14 protein-coding genes are annotated in these 16,449 nt (G+C 50.1%); 11 read left to right on the forward strand and 3 right to left on the reverse strand.

The features are described from left to right. The first annotated feature begins 20 nt into the window (after nt 1-20). Entirely contained in the window at nt 21-536 is a 516-nt protein-coding gene (locus NYE54_RS08965) for an adenine phosphoribosyltransferase (protein WP_076320441.1), read from the forward strand. Nucleotides 537-629: 93 nt separating this feature from the next. On the opposite strand, the gene uraA is transcribed toward NYE54_RS08965, so the two are convergent. Beyond that, the gene (gene uraA / locus NYE54_RS08970) at nt 630-1,928 is read right to left on the reverse strand and encodes a uracil permease (protein ID WP_339271633.1); all 1,299 of its coding nucleotides are present in this window, start codon (nt 1,926-1,928) and stop codon (nt 630-632) included. A 301-nt stretch (nt 1,929-2,229) separates the two neighbouring features. Between uraA and NYE54_RS08975 the strand changes: the two genes are divergently transcribed. The 8 genes from NYE54_RS08975 to NYE54_RS09010 all read left to right on the forward strand — a co-directional run bounded on the left by NYE54_RS08975 (nt 2,230) and on the right by NYE54_RS09010 (nt 13,713). Next, on the forward strand, nt 2,230-4,407 hold the full coding sequence (locus tag NYE54_RS08975) for a bifunctional (p)ppGpp synthetase/guanosine-3',5'-bis(diphosphate) 3'-pyrophosphohydrolase (protein WP_339271635.1): 2,178 nt from the start codon (nt 2,230-2,232) through the stop codon (nt 4,405-4,407). 251 nt (nt 4,408-4,658) lie between these two features. Beyond that, nucleotides 4,659-5,102, forward strand: a complete 444-nt coding sequence (dtd, locus tag NYE54_RS08980; RefSeq protein WP_076320444.1) for a D-aminoacyl-tRNA deacylase — start codon at nt 4,659-4,661, stop codon at nt 5,100-5,102. Between the two features lie 502 nt (nt 5,103-5,604). After that, nucleotides 5,605-6,111, forward strand: a complete 507-nt coding sequence (locus NYE54_RS08985; protein WP_100535766.1) for a type 1 glutamine amidotransferase domain-containing protein — start codon at nt 5,605-5,607, stop codon at nt 6,109-6,111. Nucleotides 6,112-6,193: 82 nt separating this feature from the next. Further along, entirely contained in the window at nt 6,194-6,649 is a 456-nt protein-coding gene (locus NYE54_RS08990) for a hypothetical protein (RefSeq protein ID WP_339271638.1), read from the forward strand. Between the two features lie 719 nt (nt 6,650-7,368). Next, nucleotides 7,369-8,622 carry a histidine--tRNA ligase gene (hisS, locus tag NYE54_RS08995; RefSeq protein WP_339271640.1) on the forward strand — a complete coding sequence of 418 codons (1,254 nt, stop codon included), beginning with the start codon at nt 7,369-7,371 and terminating at the stop codon, nt 8,620-8,622. A gap of 46 nt (nt 8,623-8,668) precedes the next feature. Continuing rightward, on the forward strand, nt 8,669-10,444 hold the full coding sequence (gene aspS, locus NYE54_RS09000; RefSeq protein WP_076320448.1) for an aspartate--tRNA ligase: 1,776 nt from the start codon (nt 8,669-8,671) through the stop codon (nt 10,442-10,444). 35 nt (nt 10,445-10,479) lie between these two features. Then, the gene (locus NYE54_RS09005) at nt 10,480-11,235 is read left to right on the forward strand and encodes a tRNA threonylcarbamoyladenosine dehydratase (protein WP_098742591.1); all 756 of its coding nucleotides are present in this window, start codon (nt 10,480-10,482) and stop codon (nt 11,233-11,235) included. A 300-nt stretch (nt 11,236-11,535) separates the two neighbouring features. Continuing rightward, the gene (locus tag NYE54_RS09010) at nt 11,536-13,713 is read left to right on the forward strand and encodes a UvrD-helicase domain-containing protein (protein WP_339271642.1); all 2,178 of its coding nucleotides are present in this window, start codon (nt 11,536-11,538) and stop codon (nt 13,711-13,713) included. Nucleotides 13,714-13,821: 108 nt separating this feature from the next. On the opposite strand, the gene NYE54_RS09015 is transcribed toward NYE54_RS09010, so the two are convergent. Together NYE54_RS09015 and NYE54_RS09020 are read right to left on the reverse strand one after the other, a co-directional pair. After that, nucleotides 13,822-13,950 carry a hypothetical protein gene (locus NYE54_RS09015; protein ID WP_339271644.1) on the reverse strand — a complete coding sequence of 43 codons (129 nt, stop codon included), beginning with the start codon at nt 13,948-13,950 and terminating at the stop codon, nt 13,822-13,824. A 1-nt stretch (nt 13,951) separates the two neighbouring features. Further along, a complete protein-coding gene (locus NYE54_RS09020; protein ID WP_339271646.1) occupies nt 13,952-14,257 on the reverse strand; it encodes a hypothetical protein in 306 nt (101 codons plus the stop codon). 241 nt (nt 14,258-14,498) lie between these two features. Between NYE54_RS09020 and NYE54_RS09025 the strand changes: the two genes are divergently transcribed. Together NYE54_RS09025 and NYE54_RS09030 are read left to right on the forward strand one after the other, a co-directional pair. Beyond that, complete coding sequence (locus NYE54_RS09025) at nt 14,499-15,806, forward strand: replication-associated recombination protein A (RefSeq protein WP_076320452.1); 1,308 nt, start codon at nt 14,499-14,501, stop codon at nt 15,804-15,806. 57 nt (nt 15,807-15,863) lie between these two features. Further along, entirely contained in the window at nt 15,864-16,403 is a 540-nt protein-coding gene (locus NYE54_RS09030; RefSeq protein WP_339271648.1) for a PCYCGC motif-containing (lipo)protein, read from the forward strand. Nucleotides 16,404-16,449 lie beyond the last annotated feature (46 nt).

Here is a 16,449-nt window from a genome sequence, read left to right on the forward strand (position 1 = left end):
CTATACAGGAGGAGATTATTTTGGATTTTAAAGATTATATTCGTGTTGTTCCCGATTTTCCGCAGGCGGGGATCAGCTTCAAAGATATTACTACACTGCTGAAGAATGGTGAGGTGTATCGCAAAGCCATCGAAGAATTGAAGATCTTGGTATCCGATCTTAAAATTGATGTGATAGCTGGTCCCGAAGCTCGTGGATTTGTCGTGGGTGCTCCGCTGGCTTATGCTCTTGGAGTAGGATTCGCGCCCATTCGCAAAAGCGGAAAGCTTCCCTATGAAACGATTGAAGTGGGATACGACCTCGAATATGGAAAAGATCGCTTGGCGATGCATACCGATGCGATCGAGAAGGGTCAAAATGTATTGATTGCGGATGATCTTCTTGCAACAGGCGGTACGATTGCGACTTCGGTTAACCTCATCCGTCAATTGGGCGGAAACGTCGTTGGAGCTGCATTCATGATCGAGCTGGCGGATCTCAATGGCCGTTCGAAGCTGGATGGAATCGAAGTATTTACATTGATGCAATACGAGTAATCGACAACAATCTTCCTGATTTTCCCGGGAAATAATAAACGCCCTGAGCAACCAGCTCAGGGCGTTTTTCGATTGGGGATAGGGGTGTTACTTTCAATCCGGCGTTTTCTCTACGAGCGGCTCATCATTTTTTTCATTGGAGAGCCCGGTAATCTCGAAGACTTTGAAGAGGAGAGCCATGAGGACACCTACAATGGTAGCCAGGGCCATACCCTTCAACTCGACGGTACCGAACTTCAAGGTTACGCCGCTAATCCCTGTTACCAGGACCAACGTAGCCAGGATCATGTTGCTTGCCTTGGAGAAATCGACCTTTTGCTCAACAAAGATCCGAAGTCCGGAAGCTGCGATAACCCCAAACAGCAACAGTGATACGCCGCCCATTACAGGGGTAGGAATGTTGGCTACAACAGCGGAGAACGTGCCGGAGAAGGAAAGCACAATCGCAATAACGGCTGCTCCAGCAATTACGAATATCGAGTATACCTTTGTGAGTGCCATGACACCAATATTTTCACCGTAGGTGGTATTTGGTGTGGAGCCAACAAATCCTGACAGAATGGTGGATATACCGTTAGCCAGAAGAGAGCGATGCAGGCCAGGGTTTTTGGAAAGGTCTCTGCCCACGATATTACTTGTTACCAGCAAATGCCCGATGTGCTCCACGATAACAACGAGGGCAACCGGAATGATGGTCCAGATCGCCCCGTTATCGAATACCGGGGTTGTCAGCTCCGGAGCCGACAGGAACCTCGCGTTCGCGATTTTCTCTGTGTCTACCACGCCTAGAGCGAAGGACAGAGCATAACCGACAACAATCCCGATCAGAATGTGAATGATTTTGGAGAAGCCGCGGAACAGGATGGCCCCGAATACGGTGACACCAAGAGTCACGAGCGAAATCGTAATGATTTTCGGATCAATGGACTGTCCCTCTTCTGGTAAAAAACCAGCCATACCTGCTGCAACCGGTACAAGCTCAAGCCCGATCATTGCAATGATGGCACCCATGACCGCTGGAGGGAATACAAAGTCGATCCATTTGGTACCCGCATATTTAACGATGAGAGCTACCACGCAGAAGATAACTCCTGTAACGATAAAGGCTCCTAAGGCTTTGCCATAGTTGGCATCCGGATCTTTGGCGAGCACGATCAGAACCGGAGAGATAAAGGCAAAGCTTGAGCCGAGGTATGCCGGGATCTTCCCTTTGCATAAAAAAATGTATAGCAGTGTACCAATACCGTTCATCAGCAGGATCATGCCGGGATCCACACCGAATAGGTTCGGTACAAGCACCGTACTTCCGAACATGGCAAACAAATGCTGCAGGCTCAGAAGGAAACCTGGACCAAACGGAAGTTTCTCATCAACTTGAATTTCTCGTTGCAAACCATTTCACTCCTCTTAGGACTTTAAATATAGGACCGTTCGCGTACGATCTTTAATAGATTAAATACAATCGTTCGTTTTTTCAACAATAATTTTTACAGTTCGTCAAAATATCCAATTGGTGTCAAGTTTTGATGTCTCCGAGCCGGAAACGGGCATACTATAAGTGTCTGAACGCTCGACATGTTGACGTATAACGTCACAAGCGTCATAATGATAGGAAAACAATCACGAGGGAACCTGCACGTTTTGACAAGGGCGGGTTCCATTTTATATAGAAAGGGAAGAGAAGGACTCCAAAATGGGCATAGAGCGATTACTCGAAAAGGCCAGCGCCTATATAAAAGAACCCGATCTTCTCCGCATCCAGGAAGCTTATGAATTTGCGGAGCAAGCCCACCACGGACAAGTGCGGAAATCGGGAGAACCTTATATTCTTCATCCGCTTGCGGTTGCAGACATCGTGGTGAATATGCAGATGGACACGTTGTCTATTATTGCTGCGTTGCTTCATGATGTCGTTGAGGATACAACCGTATCGCTCGAGCAGATCCGCGAGCGCTTCGGAGATACCTGCGCACTGCTGGTGGATGGATTAACGAAACTGGAACGTATTCAATTCCGATCCAAAGAAGAACAGCAGAACGAAAATTATCGTAAAATGTTTATCGCGATGGCCCGGGACATCCGGGTGATCGTTATTAAGCTGGCGGACCGGCTTCATAATATGCGCACGCTCAAGTATCAGTCCGAGGAAAGCCAGCGCCGTATTTCCTATGAAACGCTAGAGATCTTTTGCCCGATCGCCCATCGTCTAGGTATTTCCGCGATCAAGTGGGAGATGGAGGATATCGCTCTTCGTTACTTGAACCCGCAGCAGTATTACCGCATTGCGAATTTGATGCACAAGAAGCGGGCTGAACGAGAGCAGTATATCGATAATGTCATAGTCTGTATCCGTGAGAAGCTTGACGAGATGAGTATACAAGCCGACTTATCCGGCAGGCCGAAGCATATCTACAGTGTGTTTAAGAAAATGACGGTGAAGAACAAACAATTCAACGAAATTTATGATCTTCTTGCAATTCGCATTATTGTGGACAATATTAAAGATTGTTATGCTACGCTTGGCATCATCCACACCTTGTGGAAGCCGATGCCTGGCCGTTTTAAAGATTATATCGCCATGCCCAAAACGAACATGTATCAATCCCTTCATACGACGGTGGTCGGACCGAATGGGGAACCGACAGAGGTTCAGATCCGGACCTGGGAGATGCATCGTACGGCGGAGTACGGTATCGCGGCTCACTGGTCCTATAAAGAAGGTTCCGCAGGCAACGGAGGCAGCTTTGATAACAAGATGACGTTCTTCCGTGAAATATTGGAGCTGCAGCATGAGACGAAGGATGCCTCGGAGTTTGTAGAATCTCTGAAGATGGACTTTTTTTCCGATTTGGTATTTGTGTTTACGCCAAAAGGCGAAGTAATCGAACTTCCTTCAGGCTCCGTCCCTCTCGATTTTGCCTACCGAATTCATACGGAAGTAGGAAACCGGACCATTGGTGCCAAGGTCAACGGCAGAATTGTTCCGCTGGATCATCAGCTCAAGACCGGCGATATCGTGGAAATTTTAACATCGAAACATTCGTACGGTCCTAGCCAGGACTGGTTGAAGATTGCCCAATCCTCCCATGCCCGGAGTAAGATCAAGCAGTGGTTCAAGAAAGAGAAACGGGAAGAGAATGTGGAGAAGGGCCGCGATATGCTGGAGCGCGAGATCAAGCGCCTCGGTCTTGAGGTGTCCGAGTGGACGACCGATGATAAATTAATGGAGGCGGCCAAGAAATTCGCCTTTAATGATATCGAGGATATGTTATCCGCGGTTGGCTTTGGCGGGATCACTGCCGCCCAGATCTGTACCAAAGTGACCGAGAAGCTCCGTAAGGAGCAGGAGGAAGCGAATCAGCTTGAATTGACTTCCGAGATGAAGGAAATCAAGCCGGCGGAGAAACGAAGCCGTCCGACGAACGGCGTACGCGTTAAGGGGATCGATAACCTGCTTGTGCGTTTTGCGAGATGCTGCAATCCCGTGCCCGGCGACGATATTGTCGGTTACGTTACCCGCGGTCGCGGCGTATCGGTCCACCGTTCGGATTGTGCCAATCTGCCGACCATGGATGAAGGCGAGGAGGCCGCACGCGTAATCGAGGTGGAATGGGAAACGGCCGTTGAGGCCAATTACAGCGTCGATATCGAAGTGACAGGCCATGATCGTAACGGGCTGTTAAACGAAGTTCTTCAAGCGGTATCAGAGAGCAAGACGAATATTTCCGCAGTGACCGGCCGATCTGACAAGAACAAAATGGCGATGATTCACATGACGATTTTGATCCGCAATACGGATCACCTCCATTCCGTTGTGGAACGAATCAAGCGGGTGAAGGATGTATATACCGTTCATCGAATCATGCAGTGATAGCAATGATGGCACGGCTCCCGTGGTTAACGGACTCCGGGACTTCATGGACATGAACAGTCTCGGATGATTATACGAATGCGGTCTGTTATCCTGCGGGAGACAGGCCGTTTTATTTTAAGATATCAGAGTATAGAGTTCGGAGGATCTGCTGCCTGATATTGCAAGAAAAACTACCGATAAACGCGGTCTGTCTTCTTAGAGAGTACATCGATAGACATTTTTCTTATAGAAAAGAAGGAGCTAAACCTATGAGAGTGGTTATTCAAAGATGTAAGCATGCGCAAGTTACGGTTGACAATGAAATCGTAGGCAAGATTGAAGCGGGATTGATGGTGCTGGTAGGGGTGACGCACGAGGATGAAGAGAAGGATGCCAAATACCTTGCCGAGAAGGTTGCGGGGCTGCGAATTTTTGAGGATGAGGATGGAAAAATGAATTTTAGCGTCCAGGACGTGGGCGGAGCCATTCTATCGGTTTCCCAGTTTACGCTTTATGGCGATACCCGCAAGGGAAAACGTCCGAACTTTATGGCTGCCGCCAAACCGGATGAAGCGAATGCACTCTACGAATCGTTTAACCGCGAGCTCTTAGCGAAGGGGTTACAGGTTGAGACCGGGGTATTCGGAGCTATGATGGACGTGTCGCTAACCAATTGGGGACCGGTAACCCTGATCATTGACAGTAGATCCTAAACGGTTAAAAAAGACGGGCAGCATGCATCATATTGGAGAGATGGGGCATCCTGAGTGGACAAAGGCTTGTTAGGTATTCACACAACAAAAGGAGCTGCGTTCGTTATGCGTCAACCTCCCAAATTTTCCATATGGAGCAGTTTGCCTACGATGGTCGGGTCCGGAGACATTAGGGAAGCAGTGAGCACAGAACGCATGGTTACAGCTTCTGAAGATCCTGTACGACTCATCAGCGTAAAAGGACATATCCGGAAGCAGCTGCCGAGATCGTAGAACTAAATAGGATAGCGTATTGAGTCACTTCTGGTGACTACATAGCAGAGCCTGAGAACATTTCAGGCTCTTTTTTAATTCACTCATAAGTTGGGAGTCCTAAGATTCCCTGTTATGACTTGTAACTCCAATGGTGTAGATCATGGGGCTTCCGTTCATTCCGCTGTTATAAAAAAGGCATTCCAGGGTAATAACAAATCGAGGACAATCATGAAAGGAGATATGCCAGATGAGTAAAGTTGCATTTCTACTAGCTGACCAATTCGAAGATTCCGAGATGAAAACTCCTTATGATGCCGTGAAGGAAGCGGGGCATCAAGCTGATATTATTGGATTGAAACAAGGACAAGAGGTAAAGGGTAAACAGGGCAAGGCATCGTATACTACGGATAAAGCCATTGCCGACGTCAATATAAACGATTATGATGCGGTGGTTATTCCAGGCGGCTCTTCTCCGGAAAATTTGCGTCTGGATTCCCATATATTGCAGTTTGTTGCATCAGCGGACAAGGCAGGCAAACCGATTGCCTCAATATGCCACGGGCCGCAAATTCTGGCAAGTGCCGACCTGCTGAAGGGACGTACGATCACTTCCTATCCTCCGCTTCAGGATGACATGGTAAACGCAGGCGCAAACTTTAAGGATGAGGAAGTCGTCGTGGATCGCAATTTCATTACTTCCCGGACGCCGAAAGACGAGCCAGCCTTCGTGCGTGAGCTGTTAAAGGCATTGTAAGAAGTGAGTAGTTGTATGCTATATGGTTGTCCATGTTATACCGGTTTTTCAAACAAGTGGGTTGAAAAAAGGAGGAATGGACATGTCTAGACAAATTCAAGCTTATTTCAGAACGGAAGACGACGCTGAAGGCGCAAGGACGAGGCTGTTAACGTACAACACAGAGCAGTTGGAGGTGGGACAGCTTCAGGATCCGGTTCGAGGTGGGGGCAATATCCTCGTGCCGCTGGTGCCATGGGGTAATTCCGGCACGGGTGGAGCAACTGCAGGGGCTACAACGATGGGAGCTCCAGGCGGAGTCGTCGGGGCTCCGGGGGTCATCGTGGGATCACGGGATGCCGATGACAGCCGCGATAAAGCGCAAGATCGGCCACACGGCGATGATACGCTGGGCGACGCATGGCGCGAAGCGGACGTGACGGACCGGGACTATGATGATCTGAGATATACGCTGTCCGTTAAGGTAAGGGACGAGGATTACGATCAGATCGTACATGATTTGCGGGCGAATAACGCTTATGTGGAGCGATTTGATTAATTGACGGAAAATGCCTGACAGGCGTTTGGATTCCCTAAGAAGTTGGAGATTATCATTCGTATAGGGCATATTCATTAGTACACAAAAGGGCTGTTCCGCAGATGGAGCAGCCTTTTGCGGTTCATTTATTAAAAGCGCTTTCTCGCTTGTAACATAACTGTAATGTTTGTTCAATGTTCCTTTAATATTCCCTGTTTATAATAACAGCATGACCCCCTTTTTTATATAATATATGTTTTGGACCTACAACGTGGTTTGTAGGTTTTTTTCTTTTTTCGGGCAATTTCTACAAAGTTTCTTGACTTTAGTGTGGTAGTTCATTAGAATCTAAAAATATAATGTTTTGGGTATACTATATTTATGAATAATGGATTTCATGACGGGAACAAGTACTCCATCCCCACAAGACCAGAGAAGAATCCCTTGGCTGTAAGGATTCGCTTGATGAGTGGACGAATGACCTCCCCGAGAACAGACGGCGAAGCAAGCACCGGTTGACCGGTGGGATAGACAGTAGCCGAACTGCGCGACCGGGCGTTAAACGGATGAAGCGGATGATTGAATGCACTGATTTATGGTGTGTCGACGCCGGAATGTGGGTGGTACCACGGGTGATTATATGAATATCTCTCGTCCCTGTTGTCTTAAGACAGCGGGGCGGGAGATTTTTTAGTTTTCACGACTTTTTGCGAAATGACTCCTTAGAAAGAGGGATGAAGATGGCAAACGATAAATTCGAGAAACCGACAGGCACGCAGGACATCCTGCCAGGTGCCGTCGAGAAATGGCAGTTTATCGAGGAGAAGGCACGGGATTTGTGCCGGAGATACAACTACCGCGAAATTCGCACACCGATCTTTGAACAGACCGAGTTGTTCAAACGCGGGGTGGGCGAAACCACCGACATCGTAGAAAAGGAAATGTATACGTTCAGGGATAAAGGCGATCGCAGCATGACCCTCCGTCCAGAAGGAACGGCAGGCGTCGTCCGGGCTTACGTGCAAAACAAGCTGTATGGAGAGCCTGACGTCACGAAGCTGTACTACATGGGCCCCATGTTCCGCTACGAGCGCCCACAGGCGGGACGCTACCGCCAGTTCCACCAGTTCGGCGTAGAGGTGTTCGGGACTGCAGATCCGGCTATTGATGCTGAGGTGATTGCGCTGGGTTACAGCTTCTACAAGGAGCTTGGGCTGAACGGCGTAAAAGCGGAGATTAACTCCGTAGGGACGCCAGAGGTACGGGCAGCTTACCGAAGTACATTACTTGCTTTCCTGGAACCTATGAAAGAGAGCCTATGCTCGGATTGCCAGTCACGCATGGAACGCAACCCGCTGCGCGTGCTGGATTGCAAGAAGGACCAAGGGAAGTTCGGTGATGCACCTTCGATTCTGGACAGCCTGGATGAGGAATGCAGCACACATTTTGAGAAAGTAAAAGGGTACCTGGACGCCATGGGCATCGAGTATGAGATCAATCCAAGACTTGTTCGGGGATTGGACTATTATACGCATACCGCATTTGAATTCAAGGCCCAGGGCATCGGCGCAATTGATACGGTAGGCGGCGGAGGACGGTTCAACGGACTGGTCGATCAGATCGGCGGACCGGATCAGCCGGGCATCGGGTTCGGGATTGGTCTTGAGCGAATCCTATTGATCCTGGAGCATCAAGGTGTTAATCTGTCAGCCGCCAAGCCGCTGGATGTCTATCTGGTGGCGCTGGGTGAAGCCGCCGAGCAGGAAGTGGCAAAATTGATCTACGAACTGCGGAGCAATGGCGTAGCAGCCGAACGTGATTACCTCGGCCGGAAAATGAAAGCCCAGATGAAATCCGCCGACCGTCTGCAAGCTCGTTATACCGCCATTTTGGGTGATGACGAACTGGCGCGCGGAGAAATTGCCCTGAAGTCGATGGAAACCGGCGAACAGCGTACAGTTAAATTGGATCGTCTGGTACAAGAATTGGTTTAATCGTCGCATGAAGCGACTTAATAATATTAAAGGGGAATGATAAACGATGAAAAGGACGCATCAATGCGGTCACCTGACAACCGCGAACATTGGAGAAACTGTAACACTGAACGGCTGGGTACAGACCCGCCGCGACTTGGGAGGCGTGCTGTTCATCGATCTTCGCGATCGCAGCGGCATCATGCAAATCGTATTTAACCCGGATTTCTCCGGCGAAGCTTTGGCTGTTGCCGATAAGGTCCGCAGCGAATTCGTCGTGGCCGTATCCGGTAAAGTCGTAAAGCGTGATCCTGAAACGTTCAACGCGAACCTGCCTACTGGCGAAATCGAAGTCCAAGTGACAAGCATTGAAGTGCTGAATGCAGCCAAAACACCTCCGTTCTTTATCGAAGACGGCGTGGAAGTGGATGAGCAGCTTCGCTTGAAATATCGATATCTGGACCTGCGTCGTCCAGAGATGCAAAAAACGCTGATGCTGCGCTCCAAAGCGTCTAAAGTATTCCGCGACTTCCTCGACGACGAGGGCTTTGTGGATGTGGAAACGCCGATTCTGACCAAGAGCTCGCCGGAAGGCGCCCGTGACTATCTCGTACCGAGCCGTGTGCACGCAGGTGAATTCTTTGCACTTCCACAATCTCCGCAAATTTACAAGCAGCTCCTCATGGTGAGCGGGCTTGAACGTTACTACCAAATTGCACGCTGTTTCCGTGACGAAGACTTGCGGGCTGACCGTCAGCCTGAGTTTACCCAGGTCGACATCGAGACGTCCTTCATGGAACGCGACGACCTGCTGAACATGATGGAGCAGCTAATGGTGAAGTTGTTCAAGGAAACCATCGGCGTTGAACTTGCAACGCCATTCCAGCGTATCAGTTATGCCGATGCGATGGGCAAATACGGCTCCGATAAACCGGATCTTCGCTTCGGTTTGGAATTGATCGAAATGAACGATATCGTTGCTAACAGCGGGGTCAAAGTATTCTCTTCCGTTATTGAAAAAGGCGGCGAAGTGAAGTGTTTGAACGCTAAAGGTTGCGGGACTTGGACACGTAAGGAAATTGACGATCTGGGGCCATATGCAGCCCGTTACGGAGCGAAGGGGCTTGCTTGGATTCAAGTGAAAGAAGGCGAGTTCAAAGGACCTATCGTGAAATTCTTCAGCGAGCAGGAAATTGAAGCGGTAAGAGAACGTACGGGAGCCGAAGATGGCGACTTGCTGCTGTTCTCCGCAGACAATAAAAAAGTGGTTGCCGATGTCCTGGGCGCACTCCGCTTGAAAATCGGACGCCAGCTTGGCCTGATCAACGACAACGAGTACAAGTTTGCTTGGGTGCTGGACTTCCCGCTGTTCAGCTATGATGAAGAGGCGAAGCGCTATGTGGCCGAGCATCATCCGTTCACCCGTCCAAAAGACGAAGATCTGGAATTGATGGATACGGATCCGCTTGCCGTGCGTGCGGAAGCTTACGACATCGTTCTGAATGGATACGAAGTAGGCGGCGGTTCCATGCGGATTTTCAAACGCGAGATCCAAGAGAAAATGTTTGCGGCTCTGGGTATGTCGCCGGAAGTGGCGCATGACAAATTCGGTTATCTTATGGACGCGTTTGAGTATGGCACTCCTCCACATGGCGGAATCGCCTTTGGGTTGGACCGTTTGGTGATGCTGCTTGCCGGACGCACGAACTTGCGTGAAACGATTGCGTTCCCGAAAACGGCAAGCGCAACAGATCTGTTGATGGACGCTCCTTCCCAGGTGGACGGAGGACAGCTGGAGCAGCTGCATATCAAACTCGCCAAGAAACCGGGCGACGAGAAATAAGTCCGTTGTTCTTGATAAAGGAGGTTGCTTGAATTATGCTGCACCAATTTTCCCGTACGGAATTAGCCATTGGTCCTGAGGGCCTTGAAGTGATGAAGAACAGCACGGTAGCCGTGCTGGGTATCGGCGGCGTGGGAGGCATTGCGGTGGAAGCCCTCGCCCGTTCCGGGGTAGGCCGTATCATTCTGATCGACAAAGACGTTGTGGATATCACCAACATCAATCGGCAGATCCATGCCCTAACGACCACGGTAGGTCAGAAGAAAGCAGACCTGATGGTTGAACGTGTCAAACTGATCAATCCGGAATGTGAAGCGATCGCCCTGAACATGTTCTACACCGAAGAGACGTATGAAGAGTTGTTTAAATTCGATCTGGATTATGTGATTGATGCGTCGGATACGATCATTTATAAAGTACATCTGATCAAGGAATGCCTGCGGCGCGGGATTCCTATCATCTCCAGCATGGGGGCAGCCAACAAAATGGACCCCACGAAGTTCCAGGTAGCCGACATCTCCAAAACGTCCATGGATCCGATTGCCCGTATCGTACGCACCAAGCTGCGCAAAGACGGCATCAAGAAAGGGGTCAAGGTCGTATTCTCACTAGAGGAGCCGATGAAACCCCGCCAGGACGTTACGGAGAAGATCGTACCCGAGAATGCCCCTGAAATCCGGAAAGCGAAGCAGCCTCCGGCAAGCAATGCATTTGTTCCGCCAGTGGCCGGACTGATTATGGTCAGCGTAACGGTCAGAGAACTGCTCGAAAAGGGTGGCGTTTCGTTATAATGATCCAGTAAAACTCGGATTGAGAAAACGATAGACAAGCGGAAGGCAGGACGAAACGCGCCTTCGACCAAAACATAGAGTGGTTAATAAAACGCAGTGTCCAAAGCAATGGACGCTGCGTTTTTTATGGTCATCGCCGAAGCGAGTATGAATGGAAAACCAGCACCATGAAATTCCTGTGACAGAGCTTTGCTAGTATATTCGTACCAGCTGTGCTACAATGGAACTCCTTTTTGTGTCACGGCCCTTAAAGCCAGACTTTCGATGCGAAAAAATATGTTTCTTAGGAGGTAACTGAAAGTGTCAGAATCTTTTCAAAGTGCCTATCAAGAAGAAGAGTCAAGGCTAAACGAGGTTATCGTTGAAATTGACCGTCAGCTTGAACGTTTGCGCGGGATTCCCGTATACACAGGCCATGATTTTACGGAGCAGGTGCTCGAAGCGGGGCGGGAAGAGAAACGGCAGGCCCTCGCCAAAAGTTTGCCGGAGCCTTACTTCGGGAGGCTGGATTTTCAGGAGAGCGGAACGGGAGCGAAGAAACCGCTCTACATCGGGAAGATTGGCTTCGATAAGGAAGATGCCGGGGATCACCCGATGGTGATTGATTGGCGAGCCCCGGTCGCGAGCCTATTTTATTCGTTTACGGGCGGTACCGACCCGGCATCGTTCGAAGCACCCGAAGGAATCATCGAGGGGCTGGTGTATTTAAAACGCAACGTTGTGATCCGCAAGCAAATTTTGGAACGGGTATCGGATACGTACAATCGGGAGAGCGGCGGACCTGCCGTATCCGATGAGTTTTTGGTCTACCGTCTCGGGGAGAACAAGGACAACCGGCTTCGGGATATCGTATCTACGATCCAAGCCGAGCAGGACAAAATCATCCGGGCTGCCAAAAATACCGCTCTCATTATCCAAGGGGTGGCGGGAAGCGGAAAAACGACGGTGGCCCTGCATCGGCTGGCTTATTTGCTCTATCAATACAAGGAGCAGGTAACCGCGGAGAAAATGATCATATTTGCACCCAACCTGATGTTTCTGGATTACATATCCGACGTACTGCCCGAGCTCGGAGTTGGCGATATACAGCAGCGCACGTTTGGCGATTGGGCAGCGGAGCTGCTCGATATCGAGCTCGCTTCGGATGATCATGCACAGACGCTTCATCTATGGTTCGAGACCGACCCGGGGCAGGGAACCCCGGATATTGACGATAATGTCAGCGGGCGCTATAAAGGCTCATTGAGACTGATGGAGATCATCCGGCGCTGCGTGGAGGCTATCGAAACCGAGGCTCTACCGGACGGGGACTTCTCACCATGGGATGGGGCCGTACTGAAACAGGAGACGATCGCGGAATGGTTCTACCAGGAATATAAACCATATCCACTGGCCAAACGGAAGGAACGGCTGCTTGCCAGATTGCACCGCTGGGTCGAGATGGAACTGAAGAAATCGCCATCAGCGGCCGTGATGAAAGAACGGAAGAAAAAAGCGGCTCAACGAGAAAAGGCTTATGCGAACCGATGGCCGAAATTTGAGCCGGTCTCATTATATAAACAATTGTTTGGTGCGGCAAAGGCGACCGGAACGATGTTTGCAGAGCTAACCGCTCTGATTCCGTCCGAGGTGCTCGCGGCAACGCGTAAAGATCTGAAGAAAAACGTGGTCCGCGAAGAGGATTTGCCTGCCCTGCTGTATTTCCACTGTTTGTTGAATGATATTACCGGTGAGCAGCGTTTTGACCACATCGTCATTGATGAGGCTCAGGATTTCTCGCCATTTCAGGTAGCTGTGCTGGACCTGTTCGTAAGAGGACATTCCTTCACCATATTAGGTGATTTGTCGCAGGGCATTCATGCCTATCGCGGCGTTCATGCGTGGGAGGAAATGAGCTCCTTATTTAAGGAAGAGGAAACAGCTTATTTTGCGTTGACACGCAGTTACCGCTCGACGATGGAGATCATCGAATTTGCCAACGGCATTTTGGAGAAGGGTGTCAGCAGTGATCTGCTCGCCGTACCCGTATTTCGAAGCGGCGATGCCGTTCGCCTCATTCCTTATGAGTCGGAGAAATCCAGAACAAGAGATTTGGAACGGGCGATGGAGGCACTCATCGCTAAGGAATATCGGACGGTAGCCATTCTCACCCGAACCTTGAGGGAAGCGAAAGAGCTGCATGAGCAATTAATTGCTGCATGGCCGATGCTGAATCTGATCGATGGCAGCAAAGGAACGTATCAGGGGGGGTACTCCGTGCTTCCTGTTTATTTGTCTAAAGGACTTGAGTTCGATGCGGTTTTGGTAGCGGATGCGGATCGGAGTCATTACGCGGAAAAAGCTTGGGATGCCAAGCTGATGTACGTCGGCTGCACCCGGGCACTGCATGAGCTGTGGCTGCTGCATGGTGAAGCGCGTCCTTCTTATGTGACGGCGGACGCTTCGGATATTACAGCCATCGGCTGGCCCGCAGAGTAAGATAGGATTGTGTTACTAAGCGCGAAGAGGAAAGAACATAAAATGTCCCGTGGGGTGGTACATGTCTGCATGTGCTTGTCTCTGCGGGGCTTTTTGCTGTGCCCGCGCTTAACCAAACATTTGGTAGGAAGAACCAAGGTTATCGATATACCGGATCAAAGTCCAAACGGCGAGAAAGAAGAGTGCAGCTGCCAAGATGATGTAGAGGGTCATTTTTCGCATAGGTTTTCGTTTCAATTCAAAAACCTCCCTTCGAGTTCTCATGGTCTAACGAGATTTCATCTTCCTCACTGCGGATGCCCTGTTTATACTCATAAAGAATAATGGAGGAACGGATGAAGGCATACAGGCCGATCAGGAACTGCAAGATAAGGATGGTATACAATAGATTTATCGCCAGCCTCTCATCGTCGAGGTATTCTGGCCCATAGATCTCCTTTAATAGATTGTTTTGATTAACATAGGTATAGAGTCCAAGTAAACTGATTCCCATATTCATAGCCCCTCTAGATAAATTGCGTTTGGACTTCTTGCGAGTCGTCATAGCCACTCTCCTTAGATAAGGCTTCTCTATAATTTCCTATAATTAAGTAACGCTCCGGAAAGATAAAAGTTGGTTATCATGTTAAACGAGCAGCGAATATCGATGGGTATCCGAACCACTAGCGTGGATGTCCATAGGCTTGCTACAGGCATGACAAAATTGAATATGGTATGATAGAGTGTGACGGATTTGATTGAAACCGGCTTATCTTTGCATTGATATCAGACAAGGAAGTGTAGTTATGGATTTATTCAGTATCGGGCGTGAAGGGGACCGGGATTCCAGGCTGCTGGCCGATCGGATGCGCCCTTCGTCGCTGGATGAATATATAGGACAGGAACAGATTATCGGACCGGGCAAACTGCTCAGACGTGCCATAGAAGCAGACCAGGTCTCTTCCATTTTATTGTACGGCCCGCCGGGTTGCGGCAAAACAACGCTGGCGCATATTATCTCCCAGCAAACGAAGGGGTACTTCGTTCGGCTGAATGCGGTGGAAGCCTCGGTTAAGGACGTCAGGGAAGTCATTGAGCAAGCCCAGAGCAACCGCAGTCTGTACGGCACCAAAACGATCCTGTTCCTAGATGAGGTTCACCGCTTTAACAGTTCAAGACAGGATGCGCTGCTGCCTGCCGTGGAGAACGGTACGATTATATTTATTGGCGCGACAACAGAGAATCCATTTCATTACGTAAATGGGGCCTTGATGAGTCGTTCAACCTTGTTCCAGCTTGAGCCGCTGACTAAGAACCATTCCATGATCGCCATGCAGCGCGCGTTATCCGATCCAGATAAAGGACTTGGATTCATGGATCTCCAGGCAGACGAGGAAGCATTGGAGCATATTGCAACGATGGCGAACGGCGACATCCGCCGTGCTCTGAACGCCCTCGAATTAGCGGCCATGACCACGCCCCCGGATGAAAGCGGCAGGGTTCATATTACGCTCGAAGTGGCCGAAGAATCGATACGCAAGCCGCTCGTCAAGGCGGACGAGTCCACGCAGTATGACGTGCTGTCTGCCTTCCATAAAAGCATTCGAGGTTCCAGTGATGCGGCCTTGTTCTGGTTCCTGTATGCGGTCGAAAAGCTAGGGATGGACCCGATGGTGTTCATCCGCCGATTGATTGCTGCCAGCAGCGAGGATATCGGGCTGGCTAATCCGCAAGCGATGGTGCAGGCGGTGAGCGCACTGGATGCCTACCGGAATAACGGCTGGCCGGAAGCCAAGTTGAACATTGCCCAGGCGATTCTGTTTGCGGTGGAGAGCCCCAAATCGGATGGCGTTGTGACCGCCATATCCCGGGCGATGTCCGCCATGGATGAAGTGAAATCGGCTGAGGTTCCGCTTCATCTCCGTGATGCGCATTACTCGGGGGCGGTGAAGTTGGGACATGTCGGCTACAAGTACCCGCACGATTATCCAGGCCATTACGTGAAGCAGGAATATCTGCCGAAGGAGCTCTCCCGCCGGGTGTTCTATCAGGCGACGGAGCAGGGGAATGAAGCCAAGATCGCACACAATCAGCGATTACGACGCGAAGAATAGGGTCTTACAGCACTAACAGAATCAATGGCCGCTAGTTTAGCTAAATGGAGGAAACGAATGATGAAAACAGGGAAACAGCGGTTTGTCATCCTGCTGCTGTCCGCTGGTCTTATGCTGAGCGGCTGTTCGGGGAAAAACGCCCAGGAGCAGGTCGAAAGTGGACAGGCCGCGGAGGCAGCGCATGAGCACGGACATCAGACGCAGCTGGCCAACGGGGATATTCAGGAGGCAACGGCTTCGATTGATGAGCTGCCTGCCTTTTTGATGAGCCAGACCAGCGAGATGCAAACGATCTATGCCTTGTCTGCGCAGGTGAGTGATGTCATGAAATATATTCCTTGTTATTGCGGCTGTGGAGACAGTGCCGGTCATGAGAGCAACCTGAACTGTTTTATTGATGAGATTCAGGAGGACGGCACCGTGGTGTGGGACGATCATGGCACCCGCTGCGGGGTGTGTTTGGACATTGCCGTGGAATCTGCCAAAATGAGCAGCGAGGGCAAGAGCCTGACGGATATTCGGACCGCAATCGACGAGAAATACAGCACAGGCTATGCGAAGCCGACACCAACTCCAATGCCGCCCGCCGAAAGTTAATTCTACTGTAGATAAGCAAGAAGGTACCCGATGTGATCGATGGATC

This window comes from Paenibacillus sp. FSL K6-1330 (assembly GCF_037976825.1).
Classification (GTDB): domain Bacteria; phylum Bacillota; class Bacilli; order Paenibacillales; family Paenibacillaceae; genus Paenibacillus_AQ.

Bases quoted from the DNA above. Each gene is read 5' to 3' on its own strand.
- NYE54_RS08975 (WP_339271635.1), top strand. From the start codon at position 2,230: ATGGGCATAGAGCGATTACTCGAAAAGGCCAGCGCCTATATAAAAGAA.
- dtd (WP_076320444.1), top strand. From the start codon at position 4,659: ATGAGAGTGGTTATTCAAAGATGTAAGCATGCGCAAGTTACGGTTGAC.
- NYE54_RS08985 (WP_100535766.1), top strand. From the start codon at position 5,605: ATGAGTAAAGTTGCATTTCTACTAGCTGACCAATTCGAAGATTCCGAG.
- NYE54_RS08990 (WP_339271638.1), top strand. From the start codon at position 6,194: ATGTCTAGACAAATTCAAGCTTATTTCAGAACGGAAGACGACGCTGAA.
- hisS (WP_339271640.1), top strand. From the start codon at position 7,369: ATGGCAAACGATAAATTCGAGAAACCGACAGGCACGCAGGACATCCTG.
- aspS (WP_076320448.1), top strand. From the start codon at position 8,669: ATGAAAAGGACGCATCAATGCGGTCACCTGACAACCGCGAACATTGGA.
- NYE54_RS09005 (WP_098742591.1), top strand. From the start codon at position 10,480: ATGCTGCACCAATTTTCCCGTACGGAATTAGCCATTGGTCCTGAGGGC.
- NYE54_RS09020 (WP_339271646.1), bottom strand. From the start codon at position 14,257: ATGACGACTCGCAAGAAGTCCAAACGCAATTTATCTAGAGGGGCTATG.
- NYE54_RS09025 (WP_076320452.1), top strand. From the start codon at position 14,499: ATGGATTTATTCAGTATCGGGCGTGAAGGGGACCGGGATTCCAGGCTG.
- NYE54_RS09030 (WP_339271648.1), top strand. From the start codon at position 15,864: ATGATGAAAACAGGGAAACAGCGGTTTGTCATCCTGCTGCTGTCCGCT.